This window comes from Staphylothermus marinus F1 (genome assembly GCF_000015945.1).
GTDB lineage: Archaea > Thermoproteota > Thermoprotei_A > Sulfolobales > Desulfurococcaceae > Staphylothermus > Staphylothermus marinus.
This window is the reverse complement of sequence record NC_009033.1, coordinates 704,337-728,104: the sequence shown is the minus strand read 5'-3', so window position 1 is coordinate 728,104 and position 23,768 is coordinate 704,337. Positions and strand designations below refer to the sequence as shown.

26 protein-coding genes, 1 tRNA gene and 1 pseudogene are annotated in these 23,768 nt (G+C 37.0%); 10 read left to right on the top strand and 18 right to left on the bottom strand.

The window, feature by feature from the left end:
* Positions 1–33: 33 nt before the first annotated feature.
* Positions 34–711, top strand: a complete 678-nt coding sequence (locus SMAR_RS03690; RefSeq protein WP_011839014.1) for a protein-L-isoaspartate O-methyltransferase — start codon at positions 34–36, stop codon at positions 709–711.
* A 12-nt stretch (positions 712–723) separates the two neighbouring features.
* Here the strand turns inward: SMAR_RS03690 and fen are convergent, their stop codons facing one another.
* From fen to SMAR_RS08400, 6 genes are all read right to left on the bottom strand, one after another.
* Positions 724–1,776 carry a flap endonuclease-1 gene (gene fen, locus SMAR_RS03685; RefSeq protein WP_011839013.1) on the bottom strand — a complete coding sequence of 351 codons (1,053 nt, stop codon included), beginning with the start codon at positions 1,774–1,776 and terminating at the stop codon, positions 724–726.
* A gap of 44 nt (positions 1,777–1,820) precedes the next feature.
* On the bottom strand, positions 1,821–2,072 hold the full coding sequence (locus SMAR_RS03680) for a hypothetical protein (protein WP_011839012.1): 252 nt from the start codon (positions 2,070–2,072) through the stop codon (positions 1,821–1,823).
* Positions 2,073–2,148: 76 nt separating this feature from the next.
* Positions 2,149–4,365 (bottom strand): CDC48 family AAA ATPase, encoded by a 2,217-nt coding sequence (locus tag SMAR_RS03675; RefSeq protein WP_011839011.1) that lies wholly within the window; start codon positions 4,363–4,365, stop codon positions 2,149–2,151.
* A 2-nt stretch (positions 4,366–4,367) separates the two neighbouring features.
* Positions 4,368–4,520: a hypothetical protein gene (locus SMAR_RS08545; protein WP_169696937.1), complete on the bottom strand. Its 153-nt coding sequence runs from the start codon at positions 4,518–4,520 to the stop codon at positions 4,368–4,370.
* Between the two features lie 36 nt (positions 4,521–4,556).
* A complete protein-coding gene (locus SMAR_RS03670) occupies positions 4,557–4,829 on the bottom strand; it encodes an elongation factor 1-beta (RefSeq protein ID WP_011839010.1) in 273 nt (90 codons plus the stop codon).
* A gap of 12 nt (positions 4,830–4,841) precedes the next feature.
* Complete coding sequence (locus SMAR_RS08400) at positions 4,842–5,057, bottom strand: zinc finger domain-containing protein (RefSeq protein WP_212577000.1); 216 nt, start codon at positions 5,055–5,057, stop codon at positions 4,842–4,844.
* Positions 5,058–5,212: 155 nt separating this feature from the next.
* On the opposite strand from SMAR_RS08400, the gene pth2 reads away from it, so the two are divergent.
* Together pth2 and truD are read left to right on the top strand one after the other, a co-directional pair.
* Positions 5,213–5,524 carry a peptidyl-tRNA hydrolase Pth2 gene (pth2, locus tag SMAR_RS03665; protein WP_052833920.1) on the top strand — a complete coding sequence of 104 codons (312 nt, stop codon included), beginning with the start codon at positions 5,213–5,215 and terminating at the stop codon, positions 5,522–5,524.
* Positions 5,515–6,642 (top strand): tRNA pseudouridine(13) synthase TruD, encoded by a 1,128-nt coding sequence (gene truD / locus SMAR_RS03660; RefSeq protein WP_148676742.1) that lies wholly within the window; start codon positions 5,515–5,517, stop codon positions 6,640–6,642. The genes pth2 and truD overlap by 10 nt, the downstream gene beginning before the upstream one ends.
* Here truD and SMAR_RS03655 read toward each other — a convergent pair.
* Complete coding sequence (locus SMAR_RS03655; RefSeq protein ID WP_011839006.1) at positions 6,629–7,126, bottom strand: transcription elongation factor; 498 nt, start codon at positions 7,124–7,126, stop codon at positions 6,629–6,631. The two genes, truD and SMAR_RS03655, sit on opposite strands and share 14 nt — an antisense overlap.
* Positions 7,127–7,732: 606 nt before the next feature.
* Between SMAR_RS03655 and SMAR_RS03650 the strand changes: the two genes are divergently transcribed.
* On the top strand, positions 7,733–8,716 hold the full coding sequence (locus SMAR_RS03650) for a hypothetical protein (protein WP_011839005.1): 984 nt from the start codon (positions 7,733–7,735) through the stop codon (positions 8,714–8,716).
* Positions 8,717–8,992: 276 nt separating this feature from the next.
* Here SMAR_RS03650 and SMAR_RS03645 read toward each other — a convergent pair.
* Positions 8,993–9,070: transfer RNA gene (locus tag SMAR_RS03645), tRNA-Val, on the bottom strand.
* A gap of 157 nt (positions 9,071–9,227) precedes the next feature.
* Between SMAR_RS03645 and SMAR_RS03640 the strand changes: the two genes are divergently transcribed.
* Genes SMAR_RS03640 through SMAR_RS03630 form a run of 3 tightly spaced genes read left to right on the top strand, consistent with a single transcriptional unit; the run spans position 9,228 to position 12,560 of the window.
* The gene (locus SMAR_RS03640) at positions 9,228–10,517 is read left to right on the top strand and encodes an MFS transporter (protein WP_011839004.1); all 1,290 of its coding nucleotides are present in this window, start codon (positions 9,228–9,230) and stop codon (positions 10,515–10,517) included.
* A gap of 28 nt (positions 10,518–10,545) precedes the next feature.
* A complete protein-coding gene (locus tag SMAR_RS03635) occupies positions 10,546–11,361 on the top strand; it encodes a PIG-L deacetylase family protein (RefSeq protein WP_011839003.1) in 816 nt (271 codons plus the stop codon).
* A gap of 8 nt (positions 11,362–11,369) precedes the next feature.
* A complete protein-coding gene (locus SMAR_RS03630) occupies positions 11,370–12,560 on the top strand; it encodes a protein O-GlcNAcase (protein ID WP_011839002.1) in 1,191 nt (396 codons plus the stop codon).
* Here the strand turns inward: SMAR_RS03630 and SMAR_RS03625 are convergent.
* From SMAR_RS03625 to SMAR_RS03600, 7 genes and pseudogenes are all read right to left on the bottom strand, one after another.
* Positions 12,557–13,501, bottom strand: coding sequence for a GNAT family N-acetyltransferase (locus SMAR_RS03625; RefSeq protein WP_011839001.1), 945 nt, complete (start codon positions 13,499–13,501; stop codon positions 12,557–12,559). The two genes, SMAR_RS03630 and SMAR_RS03625, sit on opposite strands and share 4 nt — an antisense overlap.
* Positions 13,502–13,517: 16 nt before the next feature.
* Positions 13,518–14,900, bottom strand: coding sequence for an alpha-glucosidase/alpha-galactosidase (locus SMAR_RS03620; RefSeq protein ID WP_011839000.1), 1,383 nt, complete (start codon positions 14,898–14,900; stop codon positions 13,518–13,520).
* Positions 14,901–15,023: 123 nt separating this feature from the next.
* Entirely contained in the window at positions 15,024–15,353 is a 330-nt protein-coding gene (locus SMAR_RS03615) for a NifB/NifX family molybdenum-iron cluster-binding protein (RefSeq protein WP_011838999.1), read from the bottom strand.
* 17 nt (positions 15,354–15,370) lie between these two features.
* Positions 15,371–16,360: a P-loop NTPase gene (locus tag SMAR_RS03610; RefSeq protein WP_011838998.1), complete on the bottom strand. Its 990-nt coding sequence runs from the start codon at positions 16,358–16,360 to the stop codon at positions 15,371–15,373.
* Positions 16,357–16,980, bottom strand: coding sequence for a 4Fe-4S binding protein (locus SMAR_RS03605; RefSeq protein ID WP_244372484.1), 624 nt, complete (start codon positions 16,978–16,980; stop codon positions 16,357–16,359). The genes SMAR_RS03610 and SMAR_RS03605 overlap by 4 nt, the downstream gene beginning before the upstream one ends.
* Positions 16,981–17,013: 33 nt before the next feature.
* A pseudogene (locus SMAR_RS08735) lies at positions 17,014–17,151 on the bottom strand (P-loop NTPase); the annotation flags it as partial.
* Between the two features lie 130 nt (positions 17,152–17,281).
* Positions 17,282–17,683, bottom strand: a complete 402-nt coding sequence (locus tag SMAR_RS03600; protein ID WP_011838997.1) for a hypothetical protein — start codon at positions 17,681–17,683, stop codon at positions 17,282–17,284.
* 142 nt (positions 17,684–17,825) lie between these two features.
* Here SMAR_RS03600 and SMAR_RS03595 point away from each other — a divergent pair, with 142 nt between their 5' ends.
* Together SMAR_RS03595 and SMAR_RS03590 are read left to right on the top strand one after the other, a co-directional pair.
* Entirely contained in the window at positions 17,826–18,473 is a 648-nt protein-coding gene (locus SMAR_RS03595; protein WP_011838996.1) for a glycerophosphodiester phosphodiesterase, read from the top strand.
* A gap of 10 nt (positions 18,474–18,483) precedes the next feature.
* Positions 18,484–19,338 (top strand): DMT family transporter, encoded by an 855-nt coding sequence (locus SMAR_RS03590; RefSeq protein ID WP_011838995.1) that lies wholly within the window; start codon positions 18,484–18,486, stop codon positions 19,336–19,338.
* Here the strand turns inward: SMAR_RS03590 and SMAR_RS03585 are convergent.
* The 3 genes from SMAR_RS03585 to SMAR_RS03575 all read right to left on the bottom strand — a co-directional run bounded on the left by SMAR_RS03585 (position 19,319) and on the right by SMAR_RS03575 (position 22,682).
* Entirely contained in the window at positions 19,319–20,479 is a 1,161-nt protein-coding gene (locus SMAR_RS03585; RefSeq protein WP_011838994.1) for a M20/M25/M40 family metallo-hydrolase, read from the bottom strand. The genes SMAR_RS03590 and SMAR_RS03585 overlap by 20 nt on opposite strands.
* A gap of 84 nt (positions 20,480–20,563) precedes the next feature.
* Positions 20,564–21,802 carry an MFS transporter gene (locus SMAR_RS03580; RefSeq protein WP_011838993.1) on the bottom strand — a complete coding sequence of 413 codons (1,239 nt, stop codon included), beginning with the start codon at positions 21,800–21,802 and terminating at the stop codon, positions 20,564–20,566.
* 163 nt (positions 21,803–21,965) lie between these two features.
* Complete coding sequence (locus tag SMAR_RS03575) at positions 21,966–22,682, bottom strand: purine-nucleoside phosphorylase (protein WP_011838992.1); 717 nt, start codon at positions 22,680–22,682, stop codon at positions 21,966–21,968.
* 84 nt (positions 22,683–22,766) lie between these two features.
* Here SMAR_RS03575 and SMAR_RS03570 point away from each other — a divergent pair, with 84 nt between their 5' ends.
* On the top strand, positions 22,767–23,768 hold the full coding sequence (locus tag SMAR_RS03570; protein ID WP_011838991.1) for an MDR/zinc-dependent alcohol dehydrogenase-like family protein: 1,002 nt from the start codon (positions 22,767–22,769) through the stop codon (positions 23,766–23,768).

Sequence of the window (23,768 nt, the reverse complement as noted above, 5' to 3'; positions counted from 1 at the left end):
ATAGATATAAAATTATAACTGTGGTGGATAAGTATGCGTAGCAGATTCGAGAATGAACGTAGGAGAGTTATTGATTATTTGCGTAGAATAGGAATAATTAGATCTGATAAAGTTTATCGTGCACTACTTAGTGTTCCAAGAGAAGAATTTGTTCCTCCACAGTACAGGGAATATGCTTATATTGATGAACCATTACCTATAGGTTTTGGTCAAACTATTAGCGCTATCCACATGGTTGCAATAATGACTGAAGAACTTGATCCAGAACCTGGCAACATTGTGTTAGAGATTGGCACGGGTTCTGGTTATCAAGCAGCTGTTTTAGCTGAAATTGTCGCTAAACAGGATCCTAATAGAAGAGGACATGTTTACACAGTTGAGAGAATACCTGAACTGGCAGAGTTTGCTAAAAAGAACTTGGAAAGAACAGGCTATATAGAATATGTTACAGTAATAGTTGGAGACGGTACTAAGGGGTATCCAGAGAAAGCTCCTTATGATAGGATAATAGTTACAGCTGCAGCTCCCGAGGTGCCTAAGCCTTTGCTTAAACAATTAAGAGTAGGTGGTAAACTAGTTATTCCTGTTGGAGACAGATTTGTACAGAGATTGTTGAGTGTTAAGCGTGTTGGGGAACATGAATATGTTACTAAACATGGTATTGAATGTATGTTTGTTCCATTGATTGGTGAGTATGGATGGAAAGATTAGTCATGATCATATCTAGGAAAACCATGCTTCTAATCCCAATTGTTTGCTCTTTATATGTTCACGATAAGCTTTAACTAGTCTTTCAACAGCATTCTTGACTCTTTCAGGGTTGAAATCATGTTCTTCTACGAGAATCTCTCTTATCTTGGACTCGTCCGGTGCTCTCCATTCTAGCTTATAATCTGTTGATACCGGTGGGTTTAAGAAGTATTCAACTATTTTCTCTGGTTCTATGGGAAACTCTGTTTTCGGTATTATTTTGAGTATTTTATCTAGTGTTTTATAGGCTTTTACTAGTTGAAGAGCTTTTTTAGGACCTATACCTTTTACACCGTCAGGATTATAGTCTGTACCGATCAGTATAGCTACATATATTAGTTGTTCTCTTGTTAATCCCAGTTTTTCTAATAGTTTCTTTAACTCTATGATTTCTGGTTTGATCTCTATGTATACGTTTTTCCTAGGCAGTTTTCTCTTACCAGAAATTGTAAGGTTTCTTATAAGCCTCGGTGATCCAAACAATAAGCTATCATAGTCTTGTGAAGCACTAGCCCATGCATCTCCTTTACTAACAATATAAGCTGCCTGCGCCTCACCTTCAGCAGGAGCTTGTATCCATGGAATACCCATTGCATCTAATAATTTCTTAGCATCCTGGACCATTTCATCAGTTAACTTTGCAGACATCATAGCGTATCTTCGAGCAGCTTCTATATCTCCTTTTCTAAGTGCTTCCTCGTACTTTTTAGAGGCATCTTCACGTATTTTTCTACGCTTCTCTATTTCTTTAGCCTTTATTTCTGGTGGTTTTCCATCGAAGACATATGCAGGCTTAATCCCGTTTTCTAAAATATTTATTGTTCTATAAAATAATCCGCTTAGATGACTTGTTATCCTACCCTGGCTATCCATTAAAGGTGTTCCATCTGGTTGTCTAATAGCTGTTAGGAACTGGTATAATGCATTGTATCCATCGATAACAACGATTTTTCCCCTAAGCATCCTTAGATCTTCTATGGTCATCTTTGCTTCTTCGGGGATTAAATCTTTAAGATTAACACCCAAGATACTTCACCAAGAATAAAATATTACTGATTAATCCATAAAGATTACTGTATGATCTTGCTGAAATCAGGGGAGATCTTAACTATTAGATCACGGCCTAATTCCTCAACTCTGATAAGTCCTCTCAATTCTAATTTAAGCAGTATCTGGTAAAGTTCTACCTTTGACACTTCATATCCATATTCTTTCTTGATAACTTCTAATAATTCTCTTTCAGACATGCCTGTCGGCTTATTTATTAGTTCTTCTAGTATTATCCTGAATAATGGATGGTTCCGCCAAATATTTTTGCTCATAATATTGCACCTTAGAAAACTGTTTTTGAAACTATGTAAAATGGAATGTTATAGTTAGAGTATACTCATATAGGAGTTATGTATACATTGCGGGCTTTAAATATTCTCTTGGTAATCTCTGCCTCGCCTTTCTCCCCCATTCCTCGTATAGCTTCACTATGTCTTGGGTGATCGAGGGTCTTACTTCATTCATTGCTTCTAGGAAATGCCTCATATATACTTTGTTAATCTCTATGTTCTCCTTTAATGCTCTCATAGCGGCTTCTCTAACTAATGCTTCTAAGTCAGCACCACTATATCCTTCAGTTAATCTGGCAATTTCATATAAGTCTACGTCATCAGCTAACGGCATATTACGTGTATGAATCTTTAAGATCTCTATTCTACCATTTAGATCTGGTGGAGGCACGTATATTAGCTTATCAAATCTTCCCGGTCTAAGCAGTGCTGGATCGAGTATGTCTGGTCTATTAGTTGCAGCTATAACTACTACGTTGTCCAATCTATTGATTCCATCCATTTCCGTTAATAACTGGCTAACTATTCTCTCAGTTACTCTTGAATCGAAAGCATATCCTCTAGCTGGAGCTATAGCGTCTATTTCGTCGAAGAAAATCACTGCTGGAGCGTAGAGTCTCGCTTTTCTAAAGATCTCCCTGATCGCTTTTTCTGATTCTCCTACCCATTTGCTTAGTATTTCTGGTCCTCTTACTGCTATGAAGTTTGCACCACTCTCAGTAGCAACAGCTTTAGCTAATAATGTCTTACCAGTACCTGGAGGACCATATAATAGGATTCCTCTGGGAGGTTTTATTCCAAGTCTCTTAAATACTTCTGGATACTTCATAGGCCATTCAACAGCTCTTCTAAGCTCTTGTTTAACATCTTCTAACCCACCAATATCGTCCCATGAAACCTCTGGGACTTCAACATATATTTCACGTAGACCACTAGGCACTATTTCCTTATATGCTGCTAGGAAATCCTCCATTCTAACCTCCATTTTCTCGAGGACTTCTACAGGTATAGTTTCACTTTCCAAATCTATTTCAGGCATATATCTTCTAAGCGCGTGTAAAGCTGCTTCTTTGACTAGTGCAGCAATGTCTGCTCCCGTGTATCCATGTGTTATTTCTGCTAATTTATTTAGGTCAACATCATTTGCTAAAGGCATTCCACGTGTATGTATTTGTAGAATTTCCAGTCTTCCCTGCTTATCTGGTAGTGGAACCTCTATTTCTCTATCAAATCTTCCAGGTCTACGGAGTGCTGGGTCTAATGCGTTAGGCCTATTTGTTGCGGCAATTACTATTACGTCTCCACGGCTTTCAAGCCCGTCCATTAATGCTAGAAGCTGTGCTACAACTCTCCTTTCAACTTCTCCCATGACTTCGTCTCTTTTAGGAGCTATAGCGTCTATTTCGTCTATGAATATTATTGCTGGAGCATTCTTTTTTGCTTGCTCAAATATTTCTCTAAGCCTCTGCTCTGATTCACCATAGAACTTACTTATTATTTCAGGTCCGTTGATTGCTATGAAATATGCTTCTGCTTCGTTAGCGACAGCTTTAGCTAATAATGTCTTACCAGTACCTGGAGGACCATATAATAGGATCCCCTTGGGTGGTTCTATTCCGAGTCTTCTAAACAGCTCTGGATGTCTTAGCGGTAGCTCTACTAGTTCTCTTACTCGTTGTACAATGTGTTTCATGCCTCCAATATCTTCATATGTTACTCTAGGAACTGCGTGATCCATTGGTCTCTCTAATACTATTATGTTTGTGTTCCTCTTTATTATGACTGGTCCCTTAGGTTTTGTCAAGATTACTTTGAAGGGTATTGTTTGTCCAAGTATTTGAATAACTACTAGGTCTTCTTCTAATACGGGACGGTTTAGTAGTCTATTTTTAATATACCCAATCGTGCCTGGATCTATTGGTGCATAGTATTTTGTGGGGGCTAATTTAACTGTTATTGCTTTCTGGACTTCGTTCTCATCTAATTTCTCAACTATTACTTTATCCCCTATCTTTACACCTGCGTTTTGCCTAGAGAATTTGTCTAGTCTGATAATGCCTAATCCACGATCTTTCTCGTATCCCTCAACAGCTCTAACAACGGTTTTCTTCCTTCCTTCAACAAGTAGAATATCGCCATTTATTATTCCGTATCTCTCCATAATCGCTGGATCAACTCTTGCTATTCCCTTACCTACATCTCTTGGTTCGCTTTCAAGAACTCTTAGTGTAATTTTTATCTTACCGGATTTATTGCTTGGTGTCGACAAGCTCATAGCTAAAGCACCATGCATTCGCCGCTAACTATTAATCCTATTAATCCTACTATCAATATACCCTTAAATAGTGTTGGATAGATAGTTTTACGACTATGTAATGATAACCCGTATTGTATAGGTAGGAGGGAAACAGATAAATATGTTCTTTTCATGATCAAACAAGTTTGCTACTGTGAAAAACATTAATGCTAGGTAATTCTATGTACAGCTTCTACTTCTACCTGGCTTACTCCTTCAACATTCATAACAGTGTTTTCCAGCGGTTCTGTTCCGCCCTCTGTTTCCTCGGGCATGAATATGTATAGTCTCAATGCTTTTAATCCGAAAGCTATTGGTTCTATATCGTATCCTTTTATCTCGTATCCTTCGGGAAGAGCTTTTCGTATCTTCTCCTTCAACTCTTCTAGATCAATATTTATATCTTCTGGTAAAACCTTCAATAATACAAGTACTTTAGCCATACACTGCTCACCTCATGGACCGCGGAAACCACAATTTGGACAAACATAGGGAACTGATAGTTTTCTGCACTTCTTACATCTACGAATTATTACTTGGCCACAGTTTGGACATAGAAACTCTGTTCCATGTTCATGTGGCGGAATGATTCTATGACAACTACTACAAACAGGAGGGCTTGCTGCTTCAAGCATCGATATATTGCTGGTCAAACTATATTTTGACGCCATAACCATTCACCATATTAGCTAGTCAATATTCTAAATCCCCCAATGCTATACCATACAACGTGGATAGGTGCTTAAAAATATTCCCATGGGAGGAGATATTTTTGCTGAGAAACACGGAGTATAAACAAGTAATAATTGTGAGAACAGATATTAAGATGAGCAAAGGAAAACTAGCTGTACAAGTAGCCCATGCAGCGGTTTCAGCAGCTTTCGAAGCATATAAGAAGAAGAGAGAATGGTTTCTAGAATGGTGGGCTACTGGTCAGAAAAAAATAGTTGTTAAAGGGGGAAGTGAAAGAGATTTATTGAAATATGCTGAAATGGCTAAGAAGAAAGATTTACCTGTAGCAATAATAAGAGATGCTGGATTAACAGAGCTCCCCCCAAATACATTAACAGCTGTAGGGATAGGTCCTGGCCCCTCTAGGAAAATCGATGAAATAACTGGTGATCTAAAATTACTCTAGAAACACCTCCCTGTAAAGAATACGTATATGTTCACCCATTAGATTATGTTTCAGCTATAAAATACTATCTAACATGTAATAAGCTAAACACAAAATACTATCCATCCACAGAAACCTTTATAGTCGAAGAAATTATCGATTGGAAAAAGCTAGGTTTTTCAAAAGAAAACGGTGACTACGCTGTTTTCGAAATAAGAAAGAAAAACATAGATACATTGAAAGCTGTAAGAATAGTTGCAAAAGATCTAGGTATACCTGAACAAAACATATTATTCCTGGGGTTCAAGGATAGAGATTCAAGATCCAAACAGTTCTTTTTCATTAGAAAAAACATCATATATAATCGTCTTTCCAAAGAGAAAACAATTCATAGAGATCTAGAATACGTGTTTATAGGATACGTGCATAGAAAGCCTAGAAGAAAAGATCTAACAGGTAATAAATTTGTATTAATAGTTAAAGACACTGATAAAAAAGATCGTGATATAGCAAATAATATTTTAAATAAGATAGCAAAATATGGATTACCGTCATACTATGGTTATCAAAGATTTGGTTTGAAAAGATTCAATTCCCACCTATTAGGAAAATACCTTCTCATCGACAGGATCGATCTCTTTATAAGAGAGTTTCTAAAAGGTATATATCCTAGTGAAAGCAATGAATCAATATATAACAGAATATTTCTCGGATTTGAGAAGTTATTGTATGAGAAAATACTTGTTGATACTGAGGATATTTTCAAAGCAGTAAACAAGGTTAACCGGATGATTAGAAACATACTCGTTGATGCTTATGCTGCTTATCTCTATAATCTTTTGTTAAATAAGATAATAGAGGAGAAGGGCTGGATTGGTCTGGATAAAGTATTGCCTTTGCCTGGTTGTTTTGATGGAATAAATTTTTATAAGGACATATTTAGTGTTGAAAGTTTGGATCAAAATGTTATGAAACGTATGGGTTGCTGGTATAGAAGGGGAATATTTAGACCTAGCAATATTAGTCTTGTTCTAATTGGTGATGCTTTAAAAATATCTTTTTTACTGGAGTCTGGAATGTATGCTTCAATTATTATGCGGGAGCTGTTTAAAGATAATTTATTATTTACTCAAACCTGATCCTAACTTTTCTACCCAACAGCTTTGATAGTAGTGATTCATATGCGTGTTTTCGTCCCCCAATGAATCTATGGTCTCTCCTAGAGATTCTAATTATCATTTGCTCGCTTCCATCAGGGAGCCATAGAGTGTTTAAGCCCAATAGTGTGGCTGGATAAAGTATTTGTTCAACTAATAGCTTCTTATCTCCTGTATCAACTACTACTTTTGCTTTTCTACGTAACTTAGCCGATAATGATTTCGAGATCTTCTCGATTTCTTCTTTTTCCCAGTGATCTTTTACTATCACTATAACCAAGCCATTTACTTCATATGCTTTAATATATTCTCCTCTACGTAATTCTTTCATTTCATCTTCAAGTTCCATCATTGCCTTCATAATTGAGATTTCGTATTTACCCACGATTCCAGTATCTACTTTTCTCTGGCAGTTAGGACAGAGTATGCCGCTTTTAACACATATCTTATCTAGGGGATACTTCAACTCCTTCTCATCACCGCATCTATGTTCTTACTAGTCTTTGAATACCTTATGATTAAAAGGTTTAAATAAATATATTATATATTCCTCCCTCGGCAACCGGTGCATTAATCATCTATCATTGAGGGGTATAGGCTCCTCATCGGTAAGCAATGATCAGTTACCGTGAGGATCTTCACTCCGCTACTACGCGGTCTATGTGAGAGGAGGATTCATCACTCAATAAATATGAAGAATATAGTATCCATTATATTCCTTATCCCAGTAACAGTCAAATTGAAGTGTTTTGAAGGCCGGGAACCCCACGGCTCATCCTAAGCCTATACGGCTCTGTTGCCGGGGAGCGGGGGACATTGAAAAACTTTGCTTTCTAGAAATATATGCTTTACTATCTGGCCTATATAGTGGAAGCACTATCTTGTTTATCGTGACTTTTTATGCTATTTTTCTGAGGGGCTTAGCTTATTTATATTGTCTCTACCCATTTTATGGTTTCATCGGTGTAGATGGGTTTTTAATGAAAGTAACGATGTTGTAAAACCCTTATAAACCTCTATAAGGATAACAGCGTTTAGGTCAATACATACATTATCGGCCGGAGGAAAGTGTTTGAATACATTATTAATTGTAGGAGTAGTAGTTGCTCTCCTAGTGGGCGTTGGAGCAGCTATAATATACTATAACGCCTCCTCAATAAACATTGGCACAACTAGTACACTAAGTGAAACAACAACTACAACAAAACAATCAACACAGACAACTACTACAACCAGTGGATACTCTGGCGCGGACCTATCTGGTACATGGGAAGGCACATTTACTGCTCATGCATGGCAGGGTCCGAGTAGTACTGGTCATTGGACATGGATTATTCACCGAGTAAGCTCTAACAAGTATGCTGGTGTTTTAAAAACATCAGATGTATACCCTACCGGTGGATGGATAAATATCGAGGTAACAGTTGATGGTAACCAAATAACTGTTGGTACTGTAGGAAACTATGGCGGTATGGCAGCCGTAGTATTTAGCGGTACAGTATCAGGTGATGGTACACAAGCATCTGGAACATGGCATTTCACAAATAATATGGATAATGGACAGTGGAGCGGTAGAAAAGTATCTTCCTCGACACAGATACCATCAGAAACAACTACAACAACTACAACAACCACTCAAAGTGTAACAGGTACTACGACAACCACACAAGCCCCCGGATGCATACCTAATCCGCCCACACAGTATCAAGCAGCGTATCAGTCTATGTATCAAGCAGCAGCCACAGTTTTCGGAGAATCAAATCTACAATGCTATTTCCAGGGAGTAGTTAACCAACAATATGCGGCATCATTCCATATACAAAACTATAATCCGCAGGAAGCATCTAACTATTTACAAGAATTAAACACAACATTAGCAAATAATGGATGGGTAACAACCACACTAGTATCATCAGGCGGTGAAATACACATTGCAGGATACTATAATACAACCATAAACGGCGCACCCGCAATGTTCATGGGACTACTAACAATAGTAATAGAAGACAATGGAGCAGTAGAACTAGTAATACAAATACAACCAGGAACGTATTAGTGTATAAATAGAAAGAATAACATCAATACAAGATGAGATCAATATTAATCATACTAGAAACCATATAGGCTAGGAGAGCAAAAGAAAAATAGTTTTTAGCAATACATTCATATAGTAGCTTTTCTTAATCATTTTTATTAAACCTCTACAGTGTATTCAGTGTATTAAGGCAAGAATCATTATTACAAGCTTCTTTTCTTAAATAAAATATAGATCTAATTCTAAAGGAGGAAAACTAGGTTATGCTAACATATGGTTTGTTAATGTAGGATTGCATGGTGGGCCCGCGGGGATTTGAACCCCGGACCTCCGCCGTGTGAGGGCGGCGTCCTAACCAGGCTAGACCACGGGCCCAACTTTATGTCTTTTATGTTCTATTTTTCCCAGGATATTATATTTTTACGTTGAATTCTTGCGGAGAATACTTGGTGAGGCTGTGGGGTTTTATGGCAATATTTTAATTTTATTTTTTATATTTATTTAACTTTTGTGGGACTGTTGGGGGGTTTAGTTGTCTGAGGAGAGGATTTCTTCTCTTAAAGCTCTGCTTTATGGTTATGGTAATCTTATGGGTGTTGGTTCGGCACTTATTGTTCAGTGGTTACTATACTATTATTCTCCTCCAGAGAATAGTGGATTAATGCCTTTAGCACCGATCATTGCTATGGGCGCCGTTATATTGTTTGGTAGAATTGTAGATGCAGTCTCTGATCCATTGATTGGCTATTGGAGCGATAAAACAATTTCAAAGTGGGGGAGGCGTAAACCCTTTATTGTTATGGGCTTCATATTGATGGCTCTTAGCCAGATCCTTATATGGATACCGATTGTTCACGGGGTATCTATAATAAACGTATTATATGCAGCTATACTTCTCGGCGTGTTCTGGTTTGGCTTTACAGCGGCTATTGCGCCATATCTCGCATTATTACCTGAAATAGCTACTACTAAGGAGGATAGAGTGAAATTATCAACTTTCCAAGCATTCTTCAGCCAAGTATCACTAATTATTAGTGGTGTAATAGTACCTATCCTCCTAGGAATACTTGGTTTCCTCAATACTGCAATTGTTCTTACACTGATAGGAATAACAGCTATGTTTTCAATTGTTCTAGGTGTTAAGGAGAGAATAAGGTCTGTTGAAAAAATAGCTACTAAGATGAATTTGTGGGAAGCAGTAAAAATAACAGCTACTAATAAAACATTTCTCCTATACCTCGTACCAACAGCACTACTAGTACTCTCAACAACAATGTTGCAAACGGCATTATCATATGCCGTAACTGTTTCAGCTGGGTTAGAAAAAGAACATGTTTCACTATTCTATCTACCACTCATAATTGTTTCAATAATAACACTACCAATATACAAACATTTAGCATCAACAATTGGTAAGAAGAAAGTATACTTGTTAGGTATGCTATTATTTCTCATACCAACACTAATGATTGCCTTCATAGGCTATGTACCAATTGATCCCCAAATATACTTGCTAATAACAGGCGTTATAGCAGGAGCATTTGTTACTCCACTACTAATGCTTCCAAACGCAATCATCGCTGACATAACCGATGTTGATGAACAAATAACTGGTTATCGTAGAGAAGCAATTTATTTTGGAACACAAGGACTAATAACTAAGACAATGGCTGGAATAGCTGGTGTAACAGTATCGTTTCTACTAGGAGTATTCGGTTATGCTCCAGGCAATGATCTAGGCATTCGCCTCGTATATGTTGTTGGAGCACTACTACTAATACCTGCAGCACTAATATTTACTAAGTACCCCATAGAAAAATAATTGTATAGTGTATAGGTGAATTAATGTGATGTCTGAAATTCTCCAGCTAATAAAGCAATTACCGGAACAAGAAGTATACAGGACTATTGTGAAGCAATATATTGCAAAGGACTTTGATCAAGCATTCGATAATGCTCGTAAAATACTATGTATTTCACCACATCCAGATGATTGCGAAGTAGGAGTGGGTGGGTTAATCGCTAAATATGCTGGAAAAGGCAAGGATGTATACTTAGTAGTAATGACTGATGGTTCCAGAGGAACACGTGATCCAAGAATGACGAGGGGTAGGGTAGCATTAATTAGGAAAAGAGAGCAGGAAGAAGCTGCTAAGGTCTTAGGCGTTAAGAATATTTATTGGCTAAATTATCCTGATGGAGAACTACCATATAGTTATGAGGTAATAAACAAGCTTGTAACACTATATAGGCTTCTCAAACCAGATATAGTGTTAGCTCCTGATCCTTCTCTACCCTATGAAGCCCATCCTGATCATTTAAATACTGGGAGAGCAGCATCAACAGCCGCAATATTCTCGGGGATGCCCCTATATAATCGTGTAGACTTAGAGACGGGTTTATCTCCACATAGCATAAGATATATAGCCTACTATTATACTTCGAGACCAAACATGTATATAGATATAACAGATGTTATTGAGAAAAAACTGGAAGCATTAAGGAAACATGAATCACAATTTAAAGAATCATGGATGCTTATTGAAGCCCTCATACGTATATTAGGAGCAATCTATGGGAGAAAAATAAATGTTGAATACGCTGACGCAGTCAAGCTTGTTCCGACAATACTATTACATGCTGTACCCTTTACCGAGTATATTTAGGCGATAACATGTATGTTGGAGTAGTTGAAGGCTTCTATGGTCCATTATGGGATAAAATAGATAGGTTATTAATGATCGAGTTTATGCAACAAATAGGATTGAACATATATATTTATGGTCCAAAATGGGATCCTTATCATCGATCTCGTTGGAGAACACCTTATCCTAGAAGCTACACAGACATGTTCACGGAGTTAATTGATGCTGGTAATAGGAAGGGGGTTGAAATAGTATATGCATTATCACCAGGTCTTACAATTAATTACTCGGACAAAAACGATCGTAGACAAATCATATTAAAACTCGAGGGATTAATGGAGATAGGTTTCACCAACATAGCTATTTTCCTAGATGATATTCCTCCAGTTCTTAGAGGCAAAGGCTATAAAACACTGGGCGAAGCACAAGCTGATCTAGTAAACTATGTTATCCATGAATTATCTCCTAAAAACATGTTTTTCTGCCCCACATATTATTGGGGGTTCAGAGAAGACTATCTTAGAGAACTCAGATCACTGCTTGAGAACAACGTATATATAATGTGGACCGGTCCAGCAATAGTATCTAGAAAAATAAGATTAGAAGATGTTAAGAGATTCCATGAGATCACTGGGAGGAAACCATTTATTTGGGACAATTACCCAGTAAATGATTATTTCTTATTAAAAGGTATTGCAAGACTACACTTAGGCCCCTTCACTAATAGAGAACCAGAAATATGGAACTATGTATCAGGATACGTTGCTAACCCAATGATAGAAGCTGAAGCCTCCAAAATCCCATTATATACATTAGCTGAAATGTATAGGAGAAAACAAAACTATGATCCTGAAGAATCAATTACTAATGCAATCAAACACCTATACCCAGAAGAATACTATGAAACAATGCGTTTATTTATAGAATTAAATAAGGCGTCACCTTTCAACCCATTAGGAGACTATGTACCAAGTAAAAACGATGTTGCCCGCTTAAAGAAGATGCTAAATGAAATAAATAATATAAATAATAAGAAATTATTAGAGGAAACCTCATGGATAATTTCCAAGCTCCAAGCAATAACTGCATTATTAGAAGGGCAGAGAATAAGGGTAGAGCCGAGAATACAAACTGCGGGAGATTATGATCCATTGATGAATGATGAAGAAATGAAGTTTTTCTTCGGCGAAGTAATTGAAAAAAGAAGAATTTGGATTTAATTAATTTTTTTAACATATATATTAAACAACCTAATCCTATATAGTCCAGGCACTCCTGCATAGTAGAATAAATGAGTAGTCCATGGAATCTCAACTATGCGCAGTCCAAGCTTCTTCATCTTATTTAGTGTATAGTGGAGAAGTATTTTTCCAAACCCTCTACCCCTATACTTTTCCCAAACACCCACAGGACCATATCTGTAAGGCGCAGATGCCCCATAAGTATTAAAACCTATTATTTCCTCCTCTTTATTCTCAACTATAATGATCCCTGAGCACTCATAGTTTTTAGTGATTAACGATTCTAGTCCCCAGATAATCCCGAATTTTTCTTTTATCCATGTAGTCACTCTATCATATTCATCAATCCCTGTTTCCCTAACAACATATCCTTCCCTACTAATTCTTTCTTGTAGCCATAATGCTTCTAATGGAACATAGTATTCATCCATGTCAACATAATAGTTTACAACCTTGCTCTCCAACTCATAGCCTTTCTCAAATAGTTTCCTATTTATTATCTCGTATCTACGATCTATTCCTGGAGCAAAGTAGAATGGTGCATACCCATATATGTGTATTATTTTTTTATTGTTTCTTCCAGCATAATCTTCGATGTAATCTATTATATTTTCTAGGAGTTCTTCCTTTCCTGGAACAACACCTAACAATTTTAACCATATATGATCAGTATACTTGTTTAATCCGCCTAGGATAGATTTGGTTTTTTCTTTTAAATATACTAGGTAAGCTACTCCGATAACTTCATTGTTTTCAGTGAAGAAGAAGAATTCATTATTTGAATGATTAGGATCTAATTCTATAGTTCTCCTATAAAGCTCTATATCTATATGGTCATAAACGAATATCTTGTTTAGAATCTCCAATACTTCTTTATTGCTTAAACTTATCTCATCTAATGTATAGATTTCCAGCCCCAAAAAATCACCTAATGTTTTATGAATAGTGTTTAGCCATTTCTTCGTTTCCAGGCATTTTTAATAGATCATCTATTGTTTCCTCTACTTGTCTAGTAGATTTTGTTCTTGGATCATAGATTAGCCACTCAAATAATTTATCTCTACCACCTTCTAGGAAGGCTTCGAGAGCCCATTCCATTCTCATCATTCTGGGATATATGACATATTTCTGTATCTTCGATGGTAATGGAGGGAATGTTTTTCTATGAACACCTTTATCATCAATTACAGCTGGCATTTCAACAGCTACATTATCTGGTATACCAGGTATTGATCCATTATTTAATATATTGACTTGAAAAGTTCTAGGTGTACCTGTCACCATGGAATCAATTAGTTCAATAACTTGTTCACCACTGGGTTTAGGCGGGAATAATAGTGTTAGAGGCCTTGATGTATCGGTTATAGCTTTGTAGATTTCGTATAGTCTCATTTTCAGAAAAGCAACATACATTGCCCAACCTATTTCTGAATCCGGCCCTCCATATGGTCCATACCATTTCTTCTTTGTTTCTAGGTTCCAGTGGTATTTCCATGTTCCTCCTCTAACAGTATCTCCTATTGGGAGTAAGCCGTAGTTTTTATACATGTCTATGGCTGCGGGGGATAAGTCTATGTCGAAGGGGTTAGCTGTTGTTTCTCTCCATTTCTTCCAGTACTTATCAGCTTCTGTCACTATCCATTTATCCAAGAACTTATAGCCGTCTTCACCGTCTACTTTGAATTTTGTTAGCCAAATCACATGGTTGAAACCGATTATTTCAGCTTCTACTTTATCTTTGGGAAGTTTTAGTTCTCGTATAACATTCTCGAACCCCATATGTCCATGACATAAACCGATCATTTTCACTTTTGTCTTTCTACTAATTAGAGTTGTTAATTCAAATACTGGATTAGCAACATTTAACAGCCACGCGTCTGGAGCATACTCCTCTATATTCCTTGCAATACTCATAGCGAGTTTGAACTGGTAGTATCCCCAAATAGTATGATAATCGCTCACCATGTTCCATTCAACACTATTTATTCCCCTATAGTATCCGTGTTTCTCACTGATCTCCCTCATTCTCTCATAGTATGAATGACCCATAGCCATAGCACTATTTATTACGAAATCAGCATCCCTAATCGCTTCTACTCTATCAGTGGTCATGTGAAATTTTACTGTTGAATGTATTTCTTCAGCATATCTCTTAGCAAATCCATATACAAGCTTTAACCGGTCAAGATCAATATCCATGAGATACACATCTGCATTAGCTAAGCTCTTCTTCAACATTATATCTATTAATACAGGAATAGACCATACAGCAGAACCAGCACCTATAATACTTATTTTGATCTTGGATGATTCAGGCAAAGCTTATTCAACCTTGAATATGTATTTATTCGAGAAATTATATTGGCTTGTTCAGTTATAAAAATAAAGTATATATTAAGAATTATATGCTTACGAAAAATATTTGCGTCGATACAGGTTTCTTTAAAGTTGTTTAATCACGTGTTCGATAGCATCCTTAACTTTTAATCCAAGCATTGATATAACCTTGATATTTGCTTGTTGTAAAGCCATATATGCATTGGGGCCTGGATTGGGTCCTGCAACAACATCTATTTTTTCCTCAATAAGTTTCTGAACAGCTTTTATTCCCGCACCACTAACTGCTCGATGTCCTAGGTTTTCAATTATTTTAACATTCTTAATTTCACCATCTTCTACTTCTATAATTGTAAATGTTGGTGCTCTACCGAACCTATCATATATGTAATCATCTAATCCACCCTTATCTGTTGGAAACGCTATTCTAACCATGTTGACCACCTTTTCATCTATGTATGTGTTTCTCTAGGTTTTATAACTATGGGTATGAATGGCTCCATTTTTGGAGGTAGATGCTTTATTCTCCATTCCCTATAGTTCTCAAGTATATCTATAATTTTCAAACTTATCTTTCTTATAGCTGTTGCAGCTGGTGAATCAGGATATTTTATTAGTAGTGGCTCCATGTTTGCAATTGATTCAGCAATGTGATCATCGAAGGGTATTTCTCCTAGGTAATCAATGTTTTCTTTTAAAGCATAATCCTTAATGATCCCGTAATACTCTGGATTCATATCGTATTTGTTAATTATTAGTGCGGAGGGTATCATGAAGTGTTTTGTTAATTTATGTATTCTCTTGAGATCGCTTAGACTAGCTGGTGTAGGCTCTGCTACAAGGATCGCCATATGTGCTCCGGCAAGACTAGATATTACTTGGCAACCAATACCTGCAGCAGCATCTACTAGTAGAATAGCATCTTTTCCACCAATCTTCCTTGCTCTATTCTTTACCTCGGTCACTAGTTTACCCGAGTTAGGCCTACCAGGCACTAGTTCGCCTGATACGAGGGGGAATCCGTAGGGTGTTCTATATTTTATTCTAACATAGCCAGCTACAATATCCCTGATTATTCTTATAGCTTTTGTAGGGCATACAAAGCTGCATGTATAGCAGCCTTCACATATCCATTTGTTAATAACATATTTATTATTGATAAGCTCAACAGCGTTAAATGGACATGCATTCATACATTCTCCACAATTAATGCATTTCTCCTGTACGATCTCAGCGTATCTGCCTTCATAATATGGTTCTATCTCGTCCCAATTAGTTATTCCTAGAACAATGTTTAGGTTTGGAGCTTCAGCATCAGCGTCTACGGCTATGAAATCAAGTTTTTTCTCAGCTAAGACTAGTGCTAATGAAGATGTTATTGTTGATTTTCCAACTCCTCCCTTACCACTTGCCACAACTATTTCGAGTCCTCCACTACTCATTTCCCAAGCAACTCCTTAACAATGTATTCATGTATTTGATGAATGCTCTTAGAAACAATTGAGTCAGGCTTGTATATAACAATTGGTTTTCCTTTAATATATGATTCAACAGCATCGACATGGTATGGTATTTTAAAATACGTTCTCACACTATATTTCTTCATAGTCTCCACGTGTTTGTCGATTCTGCCTAAACCATACCTGTTGATTACAACTATTGTTTCTAAGTCCATATCGCTTGTAACCTTCAATATTGATTCGAGATCATGTAGTCCCAGCGGGGTTGCTTCAGTTACAGCTATGACTAGATCTGATCCTTGAAGCGCTATTGATATCTGGTTACCTGTTCCCGCCCCAGTATCTACAATCATTAATTCATGATCAATCTTTTTAGCTCTATTCTTAGTAGCAACCACTGCTGGCGGGGTATGTTCTTCTCCTTCCCTCAATATGCCGGTGACAAGTATGAAACTATGATTATCTATGGTGACTTTTGTCACATAGCTATAGCCTAGTACATGGTATCCCTTCAATATAGCATTGTAGGGACATGCATAGTAGCATGCTTTGCATCCACCACATAATCTAGGAAATATTACTGGGAGACTATTTGGTGGCATAAGTATTGCTCCAGTATCACATATTTTCGCGCATACACCGCATCTTGTACATTTCTTCGTATCTATGAAGGGTAGGAATGCCTTGATAGGTTCTTCGTTCTCTAGTTTCTCTACTCCAAGTAGTATATGATCATTTGGGGCCTCTAGATCGAGATCGGCTAGTACAGTGGGGTATCTATCTGATAATAAGACTGCTAAATTAGTTGCTACAAAGCTCTTACCTGTCCCCCCTTACCCCCAGTAACAGTTATTTGTTTTCGCATATCTCTTCCACCATTCGCATGTGATTGTCGTTCAAGACTTACATTGATTGTAAGAATTTATTGAATAATGAGTTTCTAAATACTAGTTCATTAAGTTCTTCATCTCTAAGATTCTTTGCCTGCGCTATTGCTTTATCAATGAACTGCCTATACTTTTCTGGAATAACTGGTTTTTGACAGGTGTATTCGACGCATCCTTTAATACCTTTTTCCGGATCTCCTTCTCGTCTATTAAAGCATTTATTGTTTTCAAATAACTCCTTAACTCCTTCTATATAGAATACCTTGTCGAAACCCTTGTATTCAGCATTTGTTAGTCTCTCACCGTATTCTTCATAGTATTCTAGTTCTGCCAACGCTATTATCCTGCTTAGTTTGAATGGGTGTATGCATCCTGTTTCCGATAATATATATTCTATTATTTTCTCCAACCCGATCATAGGCTTCACCGTTAGGTTTCCCTAACAATGCCATATTATACAGCATAATTAATATTGGAATAATGAGGTTTAAACCTAGTGATAAAACACAGTAGCGTCTACGAAGACGCTTTAAGAGAGAATATTTGTTTGGGAGATATTGATGAAGATTTACGGCCATAGAGCTAATAATAAGCTAGTATTGAAAAAGTATTTGACACTTAAGAATATTGATGGCTTAGAAGTGGATGTTTCAGTTAAAAATAATAGAGTAATGATTATGCATGGTCCTAGCCCGATAGTGAGGCCTAGTTTGCTAGGTAAGATTATGGGCTGGATTGATTACCGTTTCTTCTATAGAGATCCATATATTAGATCACTTAGCATATCGCTGGAAGATATTTTTGGAATTATACGGAAGAGAGGTTTAGAACTGATTCTAGACGTAAAAGATATCAATACCATAGTTAGGATTTTAGAATTAAATAATCTTCCGCGCAGCATTATTTTCACCTCCAAAGACCATTTCGCCATTAGATACGTGAAGGAAACTACAAATTATAAAGCACTAGTAAGCATTGATTCCTTACCAATAAGCATTATTGATATAATAAGTGATTCCCTCGCTGATGGAGTCTCAATAAACTATGCTTTTATAGAGGATTGGCTTATAGATACACTGCATAGTAATAACTATATTGTTTATGCTTGGACAGTTAACGACACAGCTACAGCATGTAAACTTGAGAACCTAAGTGTTGATGCAGTAATCTCAGATAATCCAAAAATAATCTTGTATCGAAGATGTTGATGTGATGGTTATGCAGATGGAAGTAATTGGTGTTTTATCTGCTTTAACAGCTAGTTCTATATGGAGCTTATCTCCAGGATTGATAAGTAGATATGGTAAGGGAGTAGATGCTATAACATTGAATATGTTGAGGAGTCTTCATGCAGTATTTGTTTTATTCTTTATTTTTCTCCTAACAATTAATGATAGATGGTTTGTTCCTGAAGGAATTCTCATAGTTTATATAAGTGCTTTCTTCGGTCCCTTACTAGGCGATACACTATATATTCACAGCATTAAACATATTGGTGGGGGAAACGCTGTATCAATATCTTATACTTACATTTTCTTTGCACAGCTCTACTCTTATTTACTATATGGTGAACAATTAAGGATACAGTTGATTCTAGGATCATTTATTGCCATTATAGGAGTCTACCTCGTATATAGTGGGCAGAGAAACGATATAAAAATCATAGGTTTCCTAGCAGCTCTTGGAGCAGCGTTATCTTGGGGTATGGGTGCTACTCTCAGCAAGCTCGCATTAAACTATGGTGATCCAGTAACAATTGCTCTACTAAGAAACTTATCTACAACAATATCACTCCTCCCAATAACATATAATTCTGTAAAAAAAGTATTTCTCGACAAAGAAGTTCAAATAACAGCATTTATCACCGGAGGAATAGGATTCGGCATCGGAATGACGCTTTTCCTAACAGCAATCAACACAATAGGAGTCTCAGCAACAGTACTAGCCACAAGCCTAACACCAGTCCTAGGAAGAATACTAGCCAAATACATAGCAGGAGAAAAACCATCACCAAAAACATACCTAGGAACAATAATAACTTCAACAGGAATATTCATCGGACTATACTTCTAAACTCTAAAACTATGTCGCTATAGATCTTTGATGCTTGTATAATTTCCTTTATAGAAACATGCTCATTTGGTTTATGTGCTAGTATTTCATCTCCTGGACCAATGCCTATGGTGTTGATGCCTGCTTGTCCAGCTGAGTAGACTCCATCGGTGCTGAATCTCCAAATACTAATAGATGCTTTGGGATTATGTTTTCTAATAATTCTCAATGTACTCATTAATGTTTTCTCATCATTGTTGAGCCATGCGGGATAATAATCTCTATACGTTATCGAAACTCCTGTCCACATCTTGGCAACACCCTTATTTATGTTAACAATGTAGTCGATTAGTAGCTTATTGTTTCTCAGCTTCTCCAATACATCTACAATGTTCTTCTTGATCAATTCCTCTTTTTCCCCGATAATCATTCTATAATCTATGTATACCTCACATGTATCAGGTATTAATGGTGTTGATTTAGGGTTGCAATCTATTATTGTTGGAGTAAGAGTGCTTTTACCCAGTACTTCATGTCTAGGTAATTGTTTCTTACCTAGCTCAATAATGAACGATGATAGCGCATGTATAGGGTTCACAGCTTCATCAGGCATTGCTGCATGCGAGGATCTACCCTTTAAAACTATTCTCCAAACACTCCTACCCCTATGACCTCTATGAACATTCAGCTTAGTTGCTTCACCAAGAACTACTAGGTCTGGTCTAATCTTTAATGTATCCTCTAATGCTAACCTAAACAATGTTCCCTCAGATATTTCTTCGAAAGGTACAAAGACATAGTATATGTCTGGGAGATCTTTTCCCCTAATATTATTTATTGAAGAAATCATTGCTGCAATAGCAGATTTCATATCAACACTTCCACGCCCAAATAATTTATCATCAACAATTACAGCCTCATAAGGATCATAGCTCCAATACCTAGCATCTCCTTCAGGAACATGATCCATGTGACCCTCAAAAACGAGAATACCCCTACCTTCACCTCTCAAATACCCAATAATATTTCCATACTTATCAATAAATACGTTATCAACACCACTACTACTCAAAAGATCCTTTATTAAATAAGCAATATCTCTCTCCATACCAGACAAACTCCTAGTCCTAACCAACTCTCTAGCTATTCTAACCGGATCCAAGGATTATCGCCTAAAAACCATGAAAACCTTATCAATACATTTTTCAGTCTTGTAGAGGATCTAGTAGTGTTTTTGTTTTTCTTATCAATCTTGTTTATTGGTTTGTTGATGTAGAAGTTGTTTTCTCAATTCTTCTATTGGTAGCGTAGTATGTAGTGTTATTACTAGTATTATTATTCCTATAACTGGCATAGCTGTTAACTCGCTTAATGCTAGAATATTTGATATCTGAGCTAGAAGCTCTGTTATTGTTGGAGCTATGAGGTTTGGTGCATTGGATATTACGCCTAGTGCGAAAGATGCTTTGGGAAATATTTCCTTCGGATAAGTCGCTGGTGCTGTTGTCCAGAATGCTGGGCCTGTACCCTGTATTGTTCCAACAATCCAGACTGTTATTAGTGCTAATACATAGTTTCCAGTGAGCATGGCGTAGCTGTATAGGAGCAAGCCTATGAATGACAAAGTGTAAGATATAAGCATAACTATTATTATTGCCCTAAATAGTCCTCGTGGACTAGTGTTTTTCTTTGACAACTGATATCCTATGTAGCCGAACACTATTGACCATATAGCTAAAGCAATGTTGAGGTGACTACTGATCATGGATACTTGGCTCTTCGACCAACCAATACTATATCCCAGAGATGCTGAGAACCCCGCTATTGTGAATATAACCCATATAGCCGGAAAGAACGTGAACCCCATAATCCATGTAAACTTTATTTTCCAAACATTATTTGTTCTTTTCTCTCCTCTGCTTTCACGTATTAATGTGAAGTCCTCTGCTGGAATCCACCATATTATAAGCATCACATACATTAGAACAGCTGTTAAAATAAATGTTGTTCTCCAATCAACTAGTTGCATAAGGGATCCAGCAGTAAATGCTCCTAGAAATCCTCCCCAGAAAATGCCTGATAATATTATTCCTTTAGCAAAGGGTCTCTCAGCCAGAAAATACTTACCCACTTGCACGCTGAATAATGGTATGAGGCTGAGAATGAATCCTTGTATGAATCTTAGAATAACAACAACGCTCCACCATCTGATCAATGGGATCAGGAACTGTGGGATTGCGGCAAAGCTCACAGCTAATAATACATCCTTCTTAAAGCCCCCCTCATACAGTCTTGTATGGCCGAGGAAAAAAGCTACGAAGAGCCCGGCTGCATATGATATGTATTGTAGATCATATAGTTTCTCATCAACACCGAAAAAAGACATGATCTCGGGCTTAGCAACACTCATCATAGTAAGAGTTCCTAGACCAACAGCTATAAGCAATGTATCAAGCACGACCATGAGCCAATGACGTGAATTCATATATCCTCACCCATTACTAATCATCTTTAATAAATCATGTATTATTTATATAAAGCTAAAATATTGTTTCGGGAAGAATAATGGCTTGGATAGTTTTTTGAAGCATCATCTAAGCCAAAGCATTGCTGGATCAGGTATGTCTGTGTGTTTGTGAACACAGTATTTAGTGCTGAGTGTTTCTTGCAAGATATTCTAATACTAGTTTTGCTAGTTCAACAAACTTCTCTGCGAGCTCATATGTTGTAAGCAACGGTGTTTTCTTCACGAGGCTGTTGCTTACTACCAGTATTGATAGTGTCCTCCACTTCCTCATCCATCCAAGCATGTATAGAATTGCTGTCTCCATATCAACAGCGATGAATCCTTTATTGGTTAGTTTATCAATTATATTTTCTTCCGCATAGAATGCATCGCTTGTAAATACTAGTCCAATATGTGGCTTAATATTATAATGTGATAAATAATGATAGATTTCGCTGAGCAGTAGAGGATCTGGGCTTGTTCCTCCATTTATTTCGGGAGAATACATATTGTTTCCACACCCATTAAGCATGTACCCAGCCCCCGCTACTAACACAATATCGCCTAAACCAATGTTTTCAACAAGTGAGCCAGCTGTGCCTATTCTAATAATTGTTTTAGCACCAAGCATACCCAGTTCCTCCAATATAATTGATGCCATTGGACAACCAATACCGTGGCTGGCAAGTGTTATTTTTCTACCCTTATATTCTCCATTAACAACAACTATTCCTCTCCTATCATATATGATCTTGGGGTTTTCCAGCAATGTTGATAATAAGTATACTCTATCAGGATCACCCATTACAATAACTAGATCACTAACCCCTGCAACATCTTTTAGAAGAGCAGGCTTCATATCATCTATTCACCACAAATAATAACTTTAAACCGGGAAGTAATAATGTAGTAGCCATAATAAGAATATGGTGGGAGAATAGTTTTGAAAGCACTAGTCTTACATGGCCCCTATGATCTAAGGCTTGAAGAAGTAGATGATCCCATACCTAAAAATGATTGGGTCCGTATAAGAGTTAAACGAATAGGTATTTGTGGAACAGATAAAGCATTCTACAAGGGCACATATAAATTAATGAAGAAACCATTGATTCCAGGCCATGAAATTGCTGGTATAATCGATATGGTCGGTGAAAATGCTCCCGATTCACTCATAGGACATAAGGTAACTACAGAAATCAATGTTTATTGTGGAAAATGCTGGTATTGCCGCCATGGAATGTATACTCATTGCCCCTACAGAGAAACAATAGGGATCACTCGTGACGGGGGCATGGCAGAATATGTATTGACTAGGAAAGATCTCATACATGTAGTTGATGATTTAGATTTTGACATCATAGCTTTTATTGAGCCCTTAGCAGCAGTTGTTGAAATGATCGAGATGCAGAGGGTGGAGCCGTTATCAAACATTGCAGTACTCGGTATAGGGCCTATAGGCCTATTATCTATTCAGGTCTTGAAATTGTTTCATCCAGACAAAATAGTCGCTATTGCTCGTAGAGATTCTCCAAAGATAAAATATGCATACATGGTTGGAGCAGATGAAGTATTAACGTATGAAGAAGCACTAGAATACATGAAGCAACACACTCCCGAGGGACAGGGATTCGATTATGTTGTTGAAGCTACAGGTAGTTATAAAGGATTAGATATGGCTTTAAAACTAACCAGACCTAGAGGCGTAATAGCTGCTAAATCAACCCATGGATCCAATGTATCATTTAATTATACATTAATGGTTGTTAAAGAAGTCAGAATAGTTGGTAGTAGATGCGGCCCCTTCGATAAAGCAATTATGCTTCTACGTAAAAGACTTGTTAAGGTTAGAGAACTTATAACAGCTGTCTATCCCTTGGAGAAGGGGATAGAAGCCTTTGAAGCTGGTTTTAGAAGAGAAAATGTGAAGGTTCAATTAGAAATATAG